The 17,361-nt window shown below is 72.6% G+C and carries 14 protein-coding genes, 1 pseudogene and 1 riboswitch; of the genes and pseudogenes, 12 read left to right on the top strand and 3 right to left on the bottom strand.

What is annotated here, in order from left to right; genetic code table 11:
- Positions 1 to 2: 2 nt before the first annotated feature.
- From RLT59_RS30890 to RLT59_RS30865, 6 genes are all read left to right on the top strand, one after another.
- On the top strand, positions 3 to 236 hold the full coding sequence (locus RLT59_RS30890) for a hypothetical protein (RefSeq protein ID WP_311306448.1): 234 nt from the start codon (positions 3 to 5) through the stop codon (positions 234 to 236).
- A gap of 157 nt (positions 237 to 393) precedes the next feature.
- Positions 394 to 527, top strand: a riboswitch (cobalamin riboswitch).
- Positions 528 to 677: 150 nt separating this feature from the next.
- A complete protein-coding gene (locus RLT59_RS30885) occupies positions 678 to 1,691 on the top strand; it encodes a cobalamin biosynthesis protein (RefSeq protein ID WP_311306447.1) in 1,014 nt (337 codons plus the stop codon).
- Positions 1,688 to 3,298, top strand: a complete 1,611-nt coding sequence (locus tag RLT59_RS30880) for a cobyric acid synthase (protein ID WP_311306446.1) — start codon at positions 1,688 to 1,690, stop codon at positions 3,296 to 3,298. The genes RLT59_RS30885 and RLT59_RS30880 overlap by 4 nt, the downstream gene beginning before the upstream one ends.
- Positions 3,295 to 5,334, top strand: a complete 2,040-nt coding sequence (locus tag RLT59_RS30875; protein ID WP_311306445.1) for a putative cobaltochelatase — start codon at positions 3,295 to 3,297, stop codon at positions 5,332 to 5,334. The genes RLT59_RS30880 and RLT59_RS30875 overlap by 4 nt, the downstream gene beginning before the upstream one ends.
- A complete protein-coding gene (gene cobO / locus RLT59_RS30870) occupies positions 5,334 to 5,933 on the top strand; it encodes a cob(I)yrinic acid a,c-diamide adenosyltransferase (protein WP_024494042.1) in 600 nt (199 codons plus the stop codon). Before RLT59_RS30875 ends, cobO begins: the two co-directional genes overlap by 1 nt.
- Positions 5,927 to 7,366, top strand: coding sequence for a cobyrinic acid a,c-diamide synthase CobB (locus RLT59_RS30865; RefSeq protein ID WP_311306444.1), 1,440 nt, complete (start codon positions 5,927 to 5,929; stop codon positions 7,364 to 7,366). The genes cobO and RLT59_RS30865 overlap by 7 nt, the downstream gene beginning before the upstream one ends.
- A 5-nt stretch (positions 7,367 to 7,371) precedes the next feature.
- On the opposite strand, the gene RLT59_RS30860 is transcribed toward RLT59_RS30865, so the two are convergent.
- Positions 7,372 to 8,094 (bottom strand): ZIP family metal transporter, encoded by a 723-nt coding sequence (locus RLT59_RS30860; RefSeq protein ID WP_311306443.1) that lies wholly within the window; start codon positions 8,092 to 8,094, stop codon positions 7,372 to 7,374.
- Positions 8,095 to 8,179: 85 nt separating this feature from the next.
- Here RLT59_RS30860 and cobC point away from each other — a divergent pair.
- Positions 8,180 to 9,878, top strand: a pseudogene (cobC, locus tag RLT59_RS30850) (Rv2231c family pyridoxal phosphate-dependent protein CobC).
- 167 nt (positions 9,879 to 10,045) lie between these two features.
- On the opposite strand, the gene RLT59_RS30845 reads toward cobC, so the two are convergent.
- Positions 10,046 to 11,110: an SCO1860 family LAETG-anchored protein gene (locus tag RLT59_RS30845; RefSeq protein ID WP_311306442.1), complete on the bottom strand. Its 1,065-nt coding sequence runs from the start codon at positions 11,108 to 11,110 to the stop codon at positions 10,046 to 10,048.
- A gap of 337 nt (positions 11,111 to 11,447) precedes the next feature.
- The gene (locus RLT59_RS30840; RefSeq protein ID WP_399127004.1) at positions 11,448 to 12,524 is read right to left on the bottom strand and encodes an amidohydrolase family protein; all 1,077 of its coding nucleotides are present in this window, start codon (positions 12,522 to 12,524) and stop codon (positions 11,448 to 11,450) included.
- A gap of 137 nt (positions 12,525 to 12,661) precedes the next feature.
- On the opposite strand from RLT59_RS30840, the gene RLT59_RS30835 reads away from it, so the two are divergent.
- From RLT59_RS30835 to thpD, 5 genes are all read left to right on the top strand, one after another.
- The gene (locus RLT59_RS30835; protein ID WP_311306440.1) at positions 12,662 to 13,768 is read left to right on the top strand and encodes a pyridoxal-phosphate-dependent aminotransferase family protein; all 1,107 of its coding nucleotides are present in this window, start codon (positions 12,662 to 12,664) and stop codon (positions 13,766 to 13,768) included.
- 384 nt (positions 13,769 to 14,152) lie between these two features.
- A complete protein-coding gene (gene ectA / locus RLT59_RS30830) occupies positions 14,153 to 14,617 on the top strand; it encodes a diaminobutyrate acetyltransferase (RefSeq protein ID WP_390092604.1) in 465 nt (154 codons plus the stop codon).
- A gap of 87 nt (positions 14,618 to 14,704) precedes the next feature.
- Entirely contained in the window at positions 14,705 to 15,967 is a 1,263-nt protein-coding gene (ectB, locus tag RLT59_RS30825) for a diaminobutyrate--2-oxoglutarate transaminase (RefSeq protein ID WP_311306438.1), read from the top strand.
- A 60-nt stretch (positions 15,968 to 16,027) separates the two neighbouring features.
- Positions 16,028 to 16,426: an ectoine synthase gene (locus RLT59_RS30820; RefSeq protein WP_024494051.1), complete on the top strand. Its 399-nt coding sequence runs from the start codon at positions 16,028 to 16,030 to the stop codon at positions 16,424 to 16,426.
- A 6-nt stretch (positions 16,427 to 16,432) separates the two neighbouring features.
- Positions 16,433 to 17,326 (top strand): ectoine hydroxylase, encoded by an 894-nt coding sequence (gene thpD, locus RLT59_RS30815; protein ID WP_311306437.1) that lies wholly within the window; start codon positions 16,433 to 16,435, stop codon positions 17,324 to 17,326.
- Positions 17,327 to 17,361 lie beyond the last annotated feature (35 nt).

Below are 17,361 nucleotides of genomic sequence, written 5' to 3'. Positions count from 1 at the left end.
CCATGAACATCGACTGGGCAGCCCTCGGCACCGTCTTCGGCGTCTCTCTCGTCGCCACCGTCGCCCTGGTGGGCCTCTTCACCCTGGGCATCGCCGGCCTCTCCAGGCAGCCGGAACCGGCCGAGCGGGGCGGCCAGTCCGGCGGGTCCCTGATGCTCGCCCGCGCGGGCGCGTACGTCTGCTTCGGACTGTGCGCGGCGGCGGTGGCCTACGGGATCTACCTGATCGTCGCCTGATCCACAGCCCCTGATCCATCCGCCGCCTCGGGCCGGCCGCACCCCGGGTGCGGCCGGCCCGATGTGCGTCTCAGCACACTGTGCCGTCGCAGGTCAACGGTAGGTTGACTGGCGTTCGCGGAGCGTGGTGGACTGCCGGAGCCATTACGGCGACAGCAGAGGAAGCCGGTGCGAATCCGGCGCGGTCCCGCCACTGTCACCGGGGAGCAGTCCCCCACCACCGGAAGTCACGGTCCACGCCGAGTGGGCTGGAAGACCAGGGGAACTGCGGATCCGGGAGCCAGGAGACTCTCGTCGCCGGTCACGTCGAACCAGGGCGCGGACCCTGAGTGAGGACATATCGCCATGCCCGGCCGCCGTGCGCCCGTCTCCGTGTCTCCCCTCCGACCAGCACCAGCTGCCCGCGCGAAGGTCCGTCGAGGCGCGACGGCCGGCTGAACCGTGCGTGCCGATCGCATCTTCGCGTACGGCGCCACGGCCGGTCTGATCGGTGATCTGCTGCTCGGTGATCCCCGCCGGGGACATCCGGTCGCCGCCTTCGGGCGCGCCGCGGCAGGCGTCGAACACCGTCTGTGGCGCGACCACCGCGGGTGGGGCGCTCTGCACACCCTGGTCTGCGCCGGAGGCGCCGCCGGGGGTGCGGCACTGGCCTCCCGCGCGCTGCGCCGCCGCCCCGCCGCCTCCGTCGCGCTGACCGCCGCCGCCACCTGGTCCGTCGTCGGCGGTACGTCGCTGGGGCGCGAGGCCCGGTCCATCGGCGGCGCGCTGGCCGCCGGGGACCTCGGCCTGGCGCGGGAGCGGCTGCCCCATCTGTGCGGCCGCGACCCGCAGTCCCTGGACGGTCCGCAGATCGCCCGCGCGGTGGTGGAGTCCGTCGCGGAGAACACCTCCGACGCCGTGGTCGGCGCCCTGGTGTGGGGTGCGCTGGGCGGGGTCCCCGGACTCGTCGGCTTCCGGGCCGCCAACACCCTGGACGCGATGGTCGGCCACAGGTCGCCCCGCTACCTGCGCTACGGCTGGGCCTCGGCCCGGCTCGACGACCTCGTGGGCTGGCCGGGCGCCCGGCTCACCGCCCTGCTCGCCGTGGCCGCCGGCGGCCGGCCCCGGGGGGCGCTGCACGCCTGGCGGGCGGATGGAGCCAAGCACCCGAGCCCCAACGCGGGCCCCGTGGAGGCCTCGTTCGCGGGTGCGCTCGGCGTACGGCTCGGCGGCACCCTCGCCTACGGCGGCCGGGTCGAACACCGCCCCGTGCTCAACGGCGAGGCGGGCCGGGCGGTGGCGACCGGGGACATCGAACACGCCGTACGGCTGTCGCGCCGGATCGGGGTACTGGCCCTCGGCGTGAGCGTGGCGGCCCGGCTGGGCGTGGGCGCCGCCGCACGACGGATCACCTCGACGCGCGGCCCGGGGACACCTGCCCCGGGTACGCGCACCTCAGGACGGAGACCGACATGAGCGGCGGACTGCTGGTCGCCGGGACCACCTCGGACGCGGGCAAGAGCGTCGTCACGGCGGGGATCTGCCGCTGGCTGGTGCGCCGGGGGGTGAAGGTCGCGCCCTTCAAGGCGCAGAACATGTCCCTCAACTCCTTCGTCACCCGTGAGGGCGCCGAGATCGGCCGGGCCCAGGCCATGCAGGCCCAGGCCGCCCGGGTGGAGCCGACCGCCCTGATGAACCCGGTACTGCTCAAGCCCGGCAGCGACCGCTCCAGCCAGGTCGTCCTGATGGGGCGCGCGGTCGGTGAGATGAGCGCCCGCGGCTACCACGGCGGCAGGCAGGAGCAGTTGCTGTCCACCGTCGTGGACTGCCTGGAGCAGCTCCGGTCCACATATGACGCGGTGATCTGCGAGGGCGCGGGCAGTCCGGCCGAGATCAACCTCCGGCGCACGGACATCGTGAACATGGGCATCGCACGGGCGGCCCGATTCCCGGTGGTGGTAGTCGGGGACATCGACCGGGGCGGGGTCTTCGCCTCGTTCTTCGGTACGACGGCGCTGCTGGCCGCGGAGGACCAGCAGCTGATCGCCGGCTACCTGGTCAACAAGTTCCGCGGTGACGTGTCACTGCTGGAGCCGGGTCTGGACATGCTGCTCGGTCTCACCGGGCGTCCCACGTACGGGGTGCTGCCGTTCGCCCACGGCCTCGGCATCGACGAGGAGGACGGGCTGCGGGTCTCGCTGCGCGGCACCGTACGCGAGTCGGTCGTCGCACCGCCGCACGGCGAGGACATCCTGCGCGTCGCCGTGTGCGCCGTGCCGCTGATGTCGAACTTCACCGATGTCGACGCGCTGGCCGCCGAACCGGGCGTCGTCGTGCGGTTCGTGGACCGCCCGGAGGAGCTGACCGACGCCGACCTCGTCATCGTGCCCGGCACCCGGGGCACGGTGAAGGCGCTGGCCTGGCTGCGCGAGCGCGGGCTCGCCGAGGCGCTGCTGCGGCGCGCCGCGGAGGGCCGCCCGGTCCTCGGTATCTGCGGCGGCTACCAGATCCTCGGCGAACACATCGAGGACGAGGTGGAGTCGCGCGCCGGGCGGGTCGACGCGCTCGGGCTGCTGCCCGTCCGCGTCCGGTTCGACCGCGAGAAGACCCTCGCCCGGCCGGTCGGTGAGGCGCTCGGCGCCCCCGTGGAGGGGTACGAGATCCACCACGGCGTCGCGGACGTACGCGGCGGTGAGCCGTTCCTCACCGACGGGCGGGGGCAGCGGCTCGACGGCTGCCGGTCAGGGGCGGTGTGGGGTACCCACTGGCACGGCTCGCTGGAGAGCGACGCGTTCCGCCGCCGCTTCCTGACCGAGATCGCGCGGGCCGCAGGCCGCCGCTTCGTCCCCGCCCCCGACACCTGCTTCGCCGCACTGCGCGAGGAACAGCTCGACCTCCTCGGTGACCTCATCGAGGAGCACGCGGACACCGACGCGCTGTGGCGGCTCATCGAGTCGGGCGCGCCCGCGGGACTCCCCTTCATCCCGCCGGGGGCGCCCGCGGCGCGCGAGGCCCCACGCACGACCGCACCGCCGGAACAGCCCGAACCGCTGGAAACCGCCGCCACCAAGGAGGCCCTGTGAGTACGCCGTACCCCTTCACCGCCATCGTCGGGCAGGACGATCTCCGGCTCGGCCTGCTGCTCAACGCCGTCTCGCCGGCCGTCGGCGGAGTGCTGGTGCGCGGCGAGAAGGGCACCGCCAAGTCCACCGCCGTCCGCGCGCTGGCCGCGCTGATGCCGGAGGTGTCCGTCGTCCCGGGGTGCCGGTTCTCCTGCGACCCCGCGTCGCCCGACCCGGCGTGTCCGGACGGCCCGCACGAGCCGGCGTCCGGCGTGTCGCGGGCGGCCCGGACGGTCGAGCTGCCCGTCGGCGCGTCCGAGGACCGGCTCGTCGGGGCGCTCGACATCGAACGGGCGCTGGCCGAGGGCGTGAAGGCCTTCGAACCGGGGCTCCTCGCGGACGCCCATCGCGGAATCCTGTACGTGGACGAGGTCAACCTCCTCCACGACCACCTGGTCGACCTGCTGCTGGACGCGGCCGCCATGGGCGCCTCCTACGTGGAGCGCGAGGGCGTCTCCGTACGGCATGCCGCCCGCTTCCTGCTGGTCGGCACGATGAACCCGGAGGAGGGCGAGCTCAGGCCGCAGCTCCTCGACCGGTTCGGGCTGACCGTCGAGGTCGCCGCCTCCCGGGACACGGACCAGCGGGTGGAGGTGGTGCGGCGGCGGCTCGCCTACGACGACGACCCGGCCGCCTTCGCCGCCCGATGGGCCGAGGAGGAGGTTGCGCTGCGGGACCGGATCGCGGCCGCGCGGGCACTGCTGCCCGAAGTAAGCCTCGGTGACGGGCCACTGCGGCAGATCGCGGCGACCTGTGCGGCCTTCGAGGTCGACGGGATGCGGGCCGACATCGTGATGGCCAGGACCGCCACGGCGCTGGCCGCGTGGGACGGGCGCGCCGACGTGCAGTCCGAGGACGTACGGCAGGCAGCGCTGCTCGCGCTCCCCCACCGGCGCCGGCGCAATCCGTTCGACGCGCCGGGGCTCGACGAGGACAAGCTCGACGACACGCTGGAGCAGAACAGCGGCGAGGACGACGATCCGGACCCGGACGGCCCCGGTGGCGGCGGCCCGCCGCCGCAGGGCGACGGGCCCGACACACCGCCGCGGCCCGAGGGCGGCGCCGACGACACGCCCGAGGGGTCCGGGCCCGAGCAGTCCGTGCCCGAACAGGGCAAGGAGCGGGAACCGGGGCAGGGGCAGCCGGCCGGGGGCGGCGAACAGCAGCCCGTACGGGCCGGCGAGCCGTTCCGTACGAAGATGCTGAGCGTGCCCGGCCTGGGCGAGGGTGCGGCGGGGCGGCGCTCCCGGGCGCGCACCGAGCACGGGCGGACCACCGGCGCGCGGCGTCCGCAGGGCGCGCTCACCAAGCTGCACCTGGCCGCCACCGTGCAGGCCGCCGCCCCGCACCAGCGGGCGCGGGGCCGGTCCGGGCGGGGTCTGGTGGTGCGGCGGGACGATCTGCGGCAGGCCACGCGGGAGGGGCGCGAGGGGAATCTCGTGCTGTTCGTCGTGGACGCGTCGGGGTCGATGGCGGCCCGGCAGCGGATGACCGCCGTGAAGGGCGCGGTCCTCTCCCTGCTGATGGATGCCTATCAGCGGCGGGACAAGGTCGGGCTGATCACCTTCCGGGGCAAGGAGGCGGCCGTGGTGCTGCCGCCGACCTCCTCGGTGGACGCGGCCGCCGCGCGGCTGGAGACGCTGCCCACCGGCGGCCGTACCCCGGTGGCCGCCGGGCTGCTGAAGGCGCATGACGTGCTGCGGGTGGAGCGGCTGCGCGATCCGTCGCGGCGGCCGCTGCTGGTCGTGGTGACCGACGGGCGGGCGACCGGCGGACCGGAGCCGGTGGCGCTGGCCGCGCGGGCGGCCCGGCTGCACGAGGCCGAGGGCACCGCGTCCGTGGTCGTGGACTGCGAGTCGGGTCCGGTGCGGCTCGGCCTCGCGGCGAGTCTCGCGGCCGAGCTGGGCGGCACCGCCGTCACGCTCGACGAGCTGCGGGCCGACTCGATCGCCGGGCTGGTCAAGGACGTTCTGGGTGACAACAGGAGGGCTGCTTGATGCCGCAGGGACAGCCGGTCAGTGTGCCGGACGACGGACTCACCACCCGGCAGCGCCGCAACCGGCCGCTGCTGATGGTGCACACCGGTATCGGCAAGGGGAAGTCGACGGCGGCCTTCGGGCTGGCGCTGCGCGCCTGGAATCAGGGGTGGCCGGTCGGGGTCTTCCAGTTCGTGAAGTCCGCGAAGTGGAAGGTCGGCGAGGAGAACGCGCTGAAGGTCCTCGGCGCGAGCGGTGAGGGCGGGCCCGTCGTCTGGCACAAGATGGGCGAGGGCTGGTCCTGGGTCCAGCGCGACCAGCAGCTGGACAACGAGGCGGCGGCCCGCGAGGGCTGGGAGCAGGTCAAGCGCGATCTCGCCGCGGAGACCCACCGGCTCTACGTGCTCGACGAGTTCGCCTACCCGATGCACTGGGGCTGGGTCGACACCGAAGAGGTCGTCCAGGTGCTGCGCGACCGGCCCGGTTCGCAGCACGTGGTGATCACCGGGCGCAACGCGCCCGCCGCGCTGCTGGACGCGGCGGACCTGGTGACCGACATGTCGAAGGTCAAGCACCCGATGGACGCCGGGCAGAAGGGCCAGAGGGGCATCGAGTGGTGACGATTCCGCGCCTGGTCATCGCCGCGCCGTCGTCCGGCAGCGGCAAGACCACCGTCGCGACGGGCCTGATGGCCGCCTTCGCCGGACGCGGACTCGCCGTGTCCGGGCACAAGGTGGGGCCCGACTACATAGATCCGGGCTACCACACCCTCGCCACGGGGCGCCCCGGGCGCAATCTCGACGCGTACATGTGCGGCCCCGAGCTGATCGCCCCGCTGTTCGCGCACGGCGCGCAGGGGTGTGACCTGGCGGTCGTCGAGGGCGTGATGGGGCTGTACGACGGGGCCTCCGGCCTCGGTGAGCTGGCGTCCACCGCGCATGTCGCGAAGCTGCTGCGGGCGCCGGTGGTACTGGTCGTGGACGCGTCGTCGCAGTCGCGCTCCGTGGCGGCGCTGGTGCACGGCTTCGCCTCGTGGGATCCGGAGGTGCGGATCGGCGGGGTGATCCTGAACAAGGTCGGCTCCGAACGGCACGAGACGCTGCTCCGCGAGGCCCTGGAGGAGTCCGGGGTGCCGGTGCTGGGGGCGCTGCGGCGGGCCGGTCAGCTGGCGGTGCCGTCGCGGCATCTGGGCCTGGTGCCGGTGGCGGAGCGCCGGGGCGACGCGGTGGACGCGGTCGCGGCGATGGCCGGGCAGGTTCTGGCCGGGTGCGACCTGGAGGGGCTGCTGGCGCTGGCCCGGTCCGCGCCGCCGGTGACGGATGAGGTGTGGGACGCGGCGGGGGCCGTGGCATCGGCGGGGCCGGGCGGCTCGTCGGCAGGGCCGGACGGCGCGCCGGAGGCGCTGGACAGCGCATCGGCCGGGGTACGGATCGCGGTCGCCTCCGGGGCCGCGTTCACCTTCTCCTACGCCGAACACAGCGAGCTGCTCACCGCCGCCGGGGCCGAGGTCGTGCCGTTCGATCCGTTGCGGGACGAGTCGTTGCCCGAAGGGACCCGGGGGCTGGTCATCGGGGGCGGGTTTCCCGAGGTGTACGGGCCGGAGCTGTCCGCCAACGAGCCGTTGCGCGAGGCCGTCGCGGAGCTGGCGGCGTCCGGGGCACCGCTGGCCGCCGAGTGTGCCGGGCTGCTCTATCTGGCGCGGTCGCTCGACGGGCTGCCGATGTGCGGGGTGCTGAACGCCGAGGGCCGGATGTCCCAGCGGCTGACGCTCGGTTACCGGGACGCCGTGGCGCTCACGGACAACGTGCTCGCGGCGGCCGGCACCCGGATGCGCGGGCACGAGTTCCACCGCACCGTGCTGGAGCCGGGCGCCGGGGACGAGCCGGCCTGGGGCATGCACCGGCCGGAGCGGCGCGTGGAGGGGTTCGTGCGGCGGGGCGTCCACGCGAGCTACCTGCACACCCACTGGGCCGCCGTGCCCGGCACCGCCCGCCGGTTCGTCGAGAAGTGCGCGGGACGGATCACGAGCACGGCGCCGGGCGGCACGCGGTGAAACGGTCAGTCCGCGATGCCCACGACCAGCCAGATGAAGCCCACCCCGGCGATCGTGCAGAGCAGTGTGGAGCGGGCCGGATGGTCGTGGTGCGCCTCGGGGAGGATCTCGGCGGCGGCGAGGTAGAGCAGCGCTCCGCCGAAGAAACCGAGATAGCAGCCGAGGAGTTCCGCCGGAAGGGTGAACAGCAGCGTCGTCGCCGCACCCACGACGGGCGCCGCCGCGTCCGCGTAGAGCATCGTGAGGGCCTTGCGGCGGGCGTTCCCGTACAGGCTGGTGATCGTGTAGGTGTTGAAGCCGTCCGCGAAGTCGTGGGTGATCACGGCGAGGGCGACGGCCGCGCCCATGCCGCCGCCGACCTGGAAGGCCGCGCCGAGCGCCACGCCGTCCATCAGGCTGTGCCCGACCATCGCCGCCGCCGCTGTCAGCCCGACCTGGGGTACCCGTTCCTCGCTCGCCCCGTGTGCCGCCTGGCGTACCGCGAGCAGCCGCTCCACCAGGTGCGCGACCAGGAAGCCGCCGACGAACAGCAGCAGGGCCGCCGGTACGCCGAAGACCAGGCCGCCGGCGGCCTCGATCGCCTCCGGCAGCAGGTCCAGGCCGACCACGCCGAGCATCAGTCCGCCGGCGAAGCCGAGTACGAGGTGGCGGCGGTCGGTGACGCGCTGGGCGACCCAGCCGCCGGCCAGGGTCATCAGGAACGCGCCGAGCGCGACGAACACCGCCATGGGCTCTTGCTAGCCGATTGACCCCGGTGCGCGCATCTCAGGGCGTGCGCCGTCACCGCTCTCATCAGTCCGGAAGGAGTGCTCCATGACCGAAAGCGCCGGCGGTCACCTGCCCGGTCCGCCGCCCCCCTCGCTCACCGTCGGGGTCGGCGCGTCCAGGGGCGCGCCGCGGGACGAGGTGCTCGGGCTGATCCGGGACACCCTGGCAGGGGCCGGGCTCTCTCCGCTGGGCGTCGCGGAGTTGGCGACCGTAGAGGCCAGGGCCGGGGAGCCGGGGATCGTGGCCGCCGCCGCGAGGCTCGGGGTGCCGCTGCTGACGTACCCGGCCGAGGTGCTGGCCCGGGTCGAGGTGCCGCATCCGTCCGGCGCGCCGCTCGCCGCCGTCGGCACGCCCTCGGTGGCGGAAGCCGCGGCGCTCGCCGGGGGCGGCGAACTCCTCGTACCGAAGCGGAAGTCGCACCCGGAGGGGCGCCCGGCGATGGTCACCTGCGCGGTCGTCCGGCGGGCCCCGCGCGGCGGCCTCCCCGTCGGCGAGGCCGTGCCGGCGCACGTCGCACCGTCCGCGCCCTTCGCGTCGTCAGGTCCGGACCGTTGCGTGAAGCCCGTCGCGGGGCGCATAGTCGTATCGCCGCACTTCCACCCCCACGACGACGGCCATTCCCCCCACTCCCACCCCCACCATGGCGGTCATGCACACTCCCACTGAGAGCCCCGACGCCACCGGCGCGGGAGCCCACGATCTGCGGCATCACGGTGACGCGGAGATACGGGGACGGGGCCGGGATCTCACCGATCTCGCCGTCAACGTACGGGCCGGTACCCCACCGGCCTGGCTGAAGGAGCGGATAGCCGCGTCGCTGGGCGCGCTCTCTGCCTATCCGGACGGGCGTCCGGCGCTCGCGGCGGTCGCCGCGCGGCACGGGCTGCCGCCCGAGCGGGTCCTGCTGACCTCAGGTGCGGCGGAGGCGTTCGTGCTGATCGCCCGCGCGCTGCCGGCCCGGCGGCCGGTCGTGGTCCACCCCCAGTTCACCGAGCCGGAGGCCGCCCTGCGCGCGGCCGGGCACGAGGTGGGGCGGGTGCTGCTGCGGGCCGAGGACGGCTTCCGGCTGGATCCGGCCGACGTCCCGGCGGACGCGGATCTGGTGGTGGTCGGCAACCCGACCAACCCGACGTCCGTGCTGCACCCCTCCGCCGTCCTGGAGAAGCTGGCCCGTCCCGGGCGGACGCTTGTGGTCGACGAGGCGTTCATGGACGCGGTGCCCGGTGAGCGCGAGGCGCTGTGCGGCCGTACGGATGTCCCCGGGCTGGTGGTCCTGCGCAGCCTCACCAAGACCTGGGGGCTCGCCGGGCTGCGGATCGGCTATGTCACGGCGGCACCGGAGACCGTGCGCCTGCTGGCCGAGGCGCAGCCGTTGTGGCCGGTGTCCTCGCCCGCGCTGGCGGCGGCCGAGGCGTGCATGGAGCCGAGGGCGCTGGCCGAGGCCGAGGCCGCCGCGGAGCGCATCGCGGTGGACCGGTACCATCTGGTCGCGGGGCTGCGTGAGTTCACCGAGATCCAGGTGGTGGAGCCGGCCGAGGGATCGTTCGTCCTGATCCGCCTCGAACGGGCCTCCGAGATACGGGAGCGGCTGCGGATGCTGGGCTTCGCGGCCCGGCGCGGCGATACGTTTCCGGGACTCGGCACCGACTGGCTGCGGCTGGCCGTGCGCGACCGTACGACGACCAACCGCTTTCTGCAGGTGCTCGACCAGGCGCTCCAGGCGCTGACCGCCGTCAGCCGGTGAACCGGTGAGTCGGTGAGTCGGTGAGTCGGTGACGGTCCCGTCCGGCTGACGTCCCGCCAGGGGGCGGAGAGCGGTGTTCCGTCCATGGAGCACCGCTCTCCGCCCCCCTCTTTCTTTCCTACGGCCCCCCGGCCGCCCCCTCGGGCCCTGTTTCGCTCATCCGCGCGTCAGTTCTGCGCACGCCGCCGGGCCACGACCATCGCGCCCGCGCCGACCGCCAGCAGCAGTGCCGCGCCGCCCGCGATGTACGGCGTGGTGGAGCTGGAGCCCGTCTCCGCGAGGTCGCCGTCGGTGGCGGCGGGTGCGCTGCCGGTGCCGGTCTGCGTCTTCACATCACCACCCGAGTCACCGGAGCCACCCGAGGTGGAACCCCCGGCGCTGGAGCCCCCGCCGGTCGAACCGCCGTTGCCGGAACCACCATCGCTTGAACCGCCACTGGACGAACCGCCGTCGGACGAACCGCCGTCCGACGAGCCACCATCCGACGAACCGCCCGTGGAGCCGCCCGGCTTGGGCGCCTTCGGGGTCTCGCAGGTGGCCTCCGCGAGCGTCACCTCGCCCTGCACATCGGCCACGTTCAGCTTGAGCGGGTTGACCGAGACCTTCAGCTGGAGCGCCGTGGCCGCCGCGGTGCGCGAGGTGGTGTCCGTCTTCGCCAGGTCGAGCGTCACCTCACCGACGCCCGGCACATCGACCCGGGTGGCGCCTCCGGTGGTGAGGGTGACGCGCTGGCCGAGCACCTTCACATGCCCCAGCACGTTCGCCTCCGCCACCGGCCGGTGGCCCACCTCGCAGACCGCCTTGGTGGTGATCTGCTCCACCTCGATCAGCGAGAGCAGCGGCAGACCGGGCAGGTGGAGCCGGGCCTTGGCGATGTTGGTGTAGCCCTCGGCGCGGTGCTTGTCGACGGTGGCGTTCGCCGTGGCGACATCGGCACGCAGCACCTTGACGGGCTGCCCCTGCTCCACGCCGTCGAGCCGCACGCTGAGCGCGGTCTCCTTCGCGGTGGCCGGGGCGTGCACCTCGTTGAGCGTGGTCTTGAGCGGCACATCGATCGTCTTGTTCAGGAGCGAGACGTCGAGTGCGGTACGGAGCACAACCGCGCTGGCCTTCCCGTCGCCGGTGGTCGTGGCGGTGGTCGCGGTGGCGGCCTGCGCCGGGACGGCGACCAGCAGGGCGACGGGAGCGGCGGCGACCGCCAGGGCGGCGAGGCGGAAGGTGTTGCTGTTCAAGATGGTGGAACCCCCACAAGAGACTTTGGAGCCACCGGCGCCGTCCAATGGGGGACATCGCGGGCACCGGTGGCCTCGACTCCGTGAATCTTTACGCACGGAGGGTGAACTGGCGGACGCCTGACATGAGTTCACCCCAAAGGGGCATTTCCATGTCTGTATTCGATTATTCCGGCACGTGCGTTCCCTCAGCATCGCTGGTTTCACCCCGTTCACCCGTTTCCCTGAGCGCGAGCGGCTCAAGGACGGCCACGCCGGGGCGCACACGGAAGAGGTTCAACGAACGGTCCGCGCTCCGGTAACTGCCGGTCAACACGGCACACCGGAGGCCCGTCCGTCAGCCGATCACGCGCCCGTTCAGCACGACCCTGCGGGGCGCGGCCAGCACGCGCACGTCCGCCCTCGGGTCCTCGTCGTACACCACGAGGTCCGCCGGAGCCCCCTCCTCCAGCCCCGGCCTGCCGAGCCACGCGCGGGCGCCCCAGGCCGCCGCGGACAGCGCCTCCAGGGCCGGGATGCCCGCCTTCACCAGCTCCGCGACCTCCCCGGCCACCAGCCCGTGGGCCAGCACCCCGCCCGCGTCGGTGCCGACGAAGACGGGGACACCGGCGTCGTACGCGGCGCCCACCGTGTCGTAGCGCCGCTCGTGCAGCCGGCGCATATGGGCCGACCAGCGCGGGTACTTGGCGTCGCCGCCGCGCGCCAGCGAGGGGAAGGTGGCGATGTTGACCAGGGTCGGGACGATCGCGACCCCGCGCTCCGCGAAGAGCGGGATCGTCTCCTCTGTCAGCCCGGTCGCGTGCTCGACGCAGTCGATACCGGCCTCGACGAGATCGCGCAGCGAGTCCTCCGCGAAGCAGTGCGCGGTGACCCGGGCGCCCAGCCGGTGCGCCTCCGCGATGGCGGCCCCGACCTCCTCGCGCGGCCAGCAGGCGGTCAGGTCGCCCACCTCCCGGTCGATCCAGTCCCCGACCAGCTTCACCCAGCCGTCGCCGCGCCGCGCCTCCTGCGCCACGTACGCCACCAGTTCGTCCGGCTCGATCTCGTGCGCGTAGTTCCTGGTGTAGCGCCGGGTCCTGGCGATGTGCCGGCCGGCCCTGATGATCTTCGGCAGGTCCTCGCGGTCGTCGATCCACCGGGTGTCGGCGGGAGAGCCCGCGTCGCGCAGGAGCAGCGCGCCGGCCTCCCGGTCGTCGACGGCCTGCTTCTCCGTGGTCGCCGTGTCGACGGCCCCGTGGTGGTCGAGCCCGACGTGGCAGTGGGCGTCGACCAGCCCCGGCAGCGCCCATCCGGTGAGGACCGTCGCCCCGTCCGCACCGGCGGGCCGCTCGTACGTGACGCGCCCGTCGACCGCCCAGAGTTCGTCCCTGACTTCCTCGGGTCCGACGAGCACCCGCCCCTTCACGTGCAGCACCCTCGGCGCCTTGTGATCACTCATGGACAGCACTGTACGAGGCACCCCTCCGGCGGTCCGCGAGGTGCTGGGTACGCTCGGTGCGGGCCCGGTCCGCAGGCCCGCACACCGCCCCGAACCCGAAGAGAGCACCGACCGTGACGCACCCCTTCCTCGACCTCACCCCGCTCACCGCGGAGCATTTCGCGGCGATCGAGCGGCGGGTGGCCCGTCTCCTCGCCACCGAGCAGGATGTCGTCATCACGCAGGGCGAGGCCCTGCTCCCCCTCGAAGGCTGTATCCGGGGCGGCGCCCGGCCCGGTTCGACCGCGCTGAACGTGGTGACCGGCCCGTACGGGCAGACCTTCGGCAACTGGCTGCGGGACTGCGGCGCCGAGGTCGTCGACCTGGCGGTGCCCTTCCACACGGCCGTCACCGCGGAGCAGGTCTCGCAGGCGCTGGCCGCGCACCCGGAGATCGACTTCGTCTCGCTGGTCCACGCGGAGGCGGCGACCGGCAACACCAACCCGGTCGCGGAGATCGGTGAGGTCGTGCGCGCGCACGGGGCGCTGTTCATGCTGGACGCCGTCGCCTCCGTGGGCGCGGAGCCGCTGCTGCCGGACGCGTGGGGCGTCGACCTGTGCGTGATCGGCGCGCAGAAGGCGATGGGCGGTCCGGCCGGGGTGTCCGCAGTGTCGGTGAGCACCCGCGCCTGGGAGCGGCTCGCCGCCAATCCGAGGGCCCCGCGCCGCTCCTACCTCTCTCTGCTGGACTGGAAGGAGCGCTGGATCGACGGTGGGCGCAAGGCGCTGCCGCACGCTCCGGCCCAGCTGGAGATGCTGGCCCTGGAGGCCTGTACGGAGCGGATCGAGGCGGAGGGCCTGGACGTCCTCATGGCCCGTCACGCCGCGGCGGCCGCCGCGACCCGGGCCGGGGCGCTCGCGCTGGGCGGCGGCCTGGCCCCGTACGTGCACGAGGCGAAGGACGCGGCGCCGGTGGCGACCACGCTGCGTGCTCCGGAGGGCGTGGACGCGGCGGGCCTGGTGGCGCGGGCGCTCGCCGCGGACCCGTCGCTGCCGCTGATCGCGGGCGGTGGGGCGCTGTCGGGAGAGATGATCAGGGTGAATCACTACGGGGTGGATGCGACGCGGGGCGCGGTGCTCTCCTCGCTCGCGGCTCTGGGGGCGGCGCTGGCCGACACCGGCCGGCAGGTCAATTTCGAAGCTGCCCGCAAGACCGTTTCGGAAACCTGGCCCAGCGAATAAATTGCGCCGCAATTCAACAATGCGGGGAGCCGGCTCGTCGAGAGCAGCTCCCCGCATTCTTCTTCCCGCTCATCCGAAGGCTAAACACCCCAGTTTCCGCGAGGCCCTGTCACCCATTTCGGTTGTGTCTCCATAGAGTTATCACGTTGTGACCGACTCCACATCAAGGGCGTTTTGCCCGATAAATACGGGTCAATTCGGAACGAATCGAAGTCGATTCGCGCTGGAGCGCGCACCCGCGTGATAGCACAGAAGGCGCCTTCACCCAACCCTTTTCCTCGATGCAATTTCGAAATTTGCTGGGTAAATTCAAATCCCATGACCGCCGCACCAGCAGATTTTGCACGTGCCCGAAGCGAATTCATCACCATCGACACCCCACGAGTGGAGGACGGAGCCGCGATCTGGCGCATAGCCCGCGACTCCAAGGTCCTGGACCTCAACTCCTCGTACAGCTACCTGCTGTGGTGCCGTGACTTCGCGGCGACCTCCGTGGTCGCCCGCGACGAGACCGGCAGCCCGGTCGCCTTCGTGACGGGGTACATCAGGCCAGACCGCCCCGAGACGCTCGTCGTCTGGCAGGTGGCCGTCGACCACGGCCACCGAGGCACCGGTCTGGCGGCGAAGCTGCTGGACGACCTGACCTCACGGGTCGCCGCGAACCAGGGCCTGGCCTCGGTCGAGACGACCATCACGCCGGACAACACCGCGTCGGACCGCCTGTTCACGTCCTACGCCCAGCGCCACGACGTGGGGCTGGAGCGCGAGGTGCTCTTCGACGGCGAGCTGTTCCCGGAGGGCACTCATCTGCCGGAAGTGCTCTACCGCATAGGCCCGTTCCACGCCTGAGCACGCACTTCCGCCGGCGGGCCCCGGTGCCCGCCGCGATCCCCTTCACCGCCGCACGTCACACCCCCCTCACGCAGGAGACCCGCTGTGACCATCACCCCGCCCGCCCTCAGTGTCTTCGAGACCCTGGAGTCCGAGGTACGTAGCTACTGCCGCGGCTGGCCCGCCGTGTTCGACCGCGCGCAGGGCGCCCGGCTGACGGACGAGGACGGCCACTCGTACCTCGACTTCTTCGCCGGAGCCGGTTCCCTCAACTACGGCCACAACAACCCGGTGCTGAAACGCGCGCTGATCGACTACATCGAGCGCGACGGCATCACGCACGGCCTCGACATGGCGACCACCGCCAAGCGGGCCTTCCTTGAGACCTTCCAGAACGTCATCCTGCGGCCGCGCGACCTGCCGTACAAGGTGATGTTCCCCGGCCCGACGGGCACCAACGCCGTCGAGTCGGCGCTGAAGCTGGCCCGCAAGGTCAAGGGCCGCGAGTCCGTGGTGTCGTTCACCAACGCCTTCCACGGCATGTCGCTCGGCTCCCTGGCCGTCACCGGCAACGCCTTCAAGCGGGCCGGCGCCGGCATCCCGCTGGTGCACGGCACCCCGATGCCGTTCGACAACTACTTCGACGGCACCGTCCCGGACTTCCTCTGGTTCGAGCGGCTGCTGGAGGACCAGGGCTCCGGGCTCAACAAGCCCGCCGCCGTGATCGTGGAGACGGTCCAGGGCGAAGGCGGCATCAACGTCGCCCGCGCCGAGTGGCTGCGCGCGCTCCAGGAGCTGTGCCACCGCCAGGACATGCTGCTGATCGTCGACGACATCCAGATGGGCTGCGGCCGCACCGGCGGCTTCTTCTCCTTCGAGGAGGCCGGCATCACGCCGGACATCGTGACGCTCTCGAAGTCCATCAGCGGCTACGGACTGCCCATGTCGCTCTGCCTGTTCAAGCCCGAGCTGGACATCTGGGAGCCGGGCGAGCACAACGGCACCTTCCGGGGCAACAACCCGGCGTTCGTCACCGCCGCCGCCGCGCTCGACGCCTACTGGGCGGACGGCCAGATGGAGAAGCAGACGCTGGCCCGCGGCGAGCAGGTCGAGCAGGCGCTCCTGGCCATCTGCGCCGAGCACGACAGCGCGCAGTTCCGTGGTCGGGGACTGGTGTGGGGCATGGAGTTCAACGACCCGGCGCGTGCGTCGGCCGTCTGCGGCCGCGCCTTCGAGCTGGGGCTGCTGCTGGAGACGTCCGGCCCGCAGAGCGAGGTCGTCAAGCTGCTGCCGCCGCTGACCATCACCCCCGAGGAGCTGGACGAGGGCCTGCGCACGCTGGCCCGCTGCGTCCGCGAGACCGCCTGACCCGGGCCCGCCCAGGGCGGGCCCGACGAAACACCGTAGAGAGAAAGGCACCGACCCACCGTGATCGTCCGATCCTTCAGTGACATCGAGAACACCGACCGGCATGTGAAGGCCGCCTCCGGCACCTGGGAGAGCAAGCGCATCCTGCTCGCGCAGGAGAAGGTGGGCTTCTCGCTCCACGAGACCACGATGTACGCCGGTACCGAGACGTCGATGTGGTACGCCAACCACATCGAGGCGGTCCTGTGCGTCGAGGGCGAGGCCGAGCTCACCAACGACGAGACCGGTGAGAAGCACTGGATCACTCCCGGCACGATGTACCTGCTCAACGGCCATGAGCACCACACCATGCGCCCGAAGACGGATTTCCGCTGCGTCTGTGTCTTCAACCCGCCCGTCACCGGACGGGAGGAGCATGACGAGAACGGTGTCTACCCGCTGCTGACCGAGGAGGTCTGAACCACCATGACCACTGATGCACGCGCCGACCTGTACCCATCGCGCGGCGCCGCCGAGATGACCACTCCCCGCCAGGACCCGGTCATCTGGTCCGCGCCCGGCGCACCGGGCCCGGTCGCCGCGAAGGATCTCCAGGGATTCGAGCGGGACGGTTTCCTCACCGTCGACCAGCTCATCTCCCCGGACGAAGTGGCCGGCTACCACGCGGAGCTGGAGCGGCTGATCGCCGATCCGGCGGTCCGGGCCGACGAGCGCTCGATCATCGAGCCGAAGTCGCAGGACGTCCGCTCGGTCTTCGAGGTCCACCGGCTCAGCGAGGTGTTCGCCAAGCTGGTCAGCGACGAGCGCGTGGTGGGCCGGGCCCGGCAGATCCTCGGCTCCGACGTGTACGTCCACCAGTCCCGGATCAACGTCAAGCCGGGCTTCGGCGCCTCCGGGTTCTACTGGCACTCGGACTTCGAGACCTGGCACGCCGAGGACGGTCTGCCGAACATGCGGGCGGTGTCCGTCTCGATCGCGCTGACCGAGAACTACGACACCAACGGCGGGCTGATGATCATGCCCGGCTCGCACAAGTCGTTCCTCGGGTGTGCCGGTGAGACGCCGAAAGACAACTACAAGAAGTCGCTCCAGATGCAGGACGCGGGCACCCCGTCCGACGAAGCGCTGACGAAGATGGCCGACCGACACGGCATCAGGCTCTTCACGGGACAGGCCGGTTCCGCGACCTGGTTCGACTGCAACGCCATGCACGGCTCCGGGGACAACATCACCCCGTACCCGCGCAGCAACGTCTTCATCGTGTTCAACAGCGTGGAGAACAAGGCCCAGGAGCCCTTCGCGGCTCCGGTCCGCCGCCCGGAGTTCATCGGGGCGCGGGACTTCACCCCGGTGAAGTAGGGCCGCCCGGCACGGCGGAGGGGGTGGGACGGAAT

The sequence above is a fragment of the Streptomyces sp. ITFR-6 genome (assembly GCF_031844725.1).
Classification (GTDB): Bacteria; Actinomycetota; Actinomycetes; order Streptomycetales; family Streptomycetaceae; genus Streptomyces.
This window is presented reverse-complemented; position numbering and strand designations above follow the sequence as displayed.

Excerpts from the sequence above, each read along its gene's own strand:
- RLT59_RS30860 (WP_311306443.1), bottom strand. The coding sequence starts at position 8,094 with ATGGCGGTGTTCGTCGCGCTCGGCGCGTTCCTGATGACCCTGGCCGGC.
- thpD (WP_311306437.1), top strand. The coding sequence starts at position 16,433 with ATGACCACTGATGCACGCGCCGACCTGTACCCATCGCGCGGCGCCGCC.
- RLT59_RS30890 (WP_311306448.1), top strand. The coding sequence starts at position 3 with ATGAACATCGACTGGGCAGCCCTCGGCACCGTCTTCGGCGTCTCTCTC.
- cobO (WP_024494042.1), top strand. The coding sequence starts at position 5,334 with ATGCCGCAGGGACAGCCGGTCAGTGTGCCGGACGACGGACTCACCACC.
- RLT59_RS30880 (WP_311306446.1), top strand. The coding sequence starts at position 1,688 with ATGAGCGGCGGACTGCTGGTCGCCGGGACCACCTCGGACGCGGGCAAG.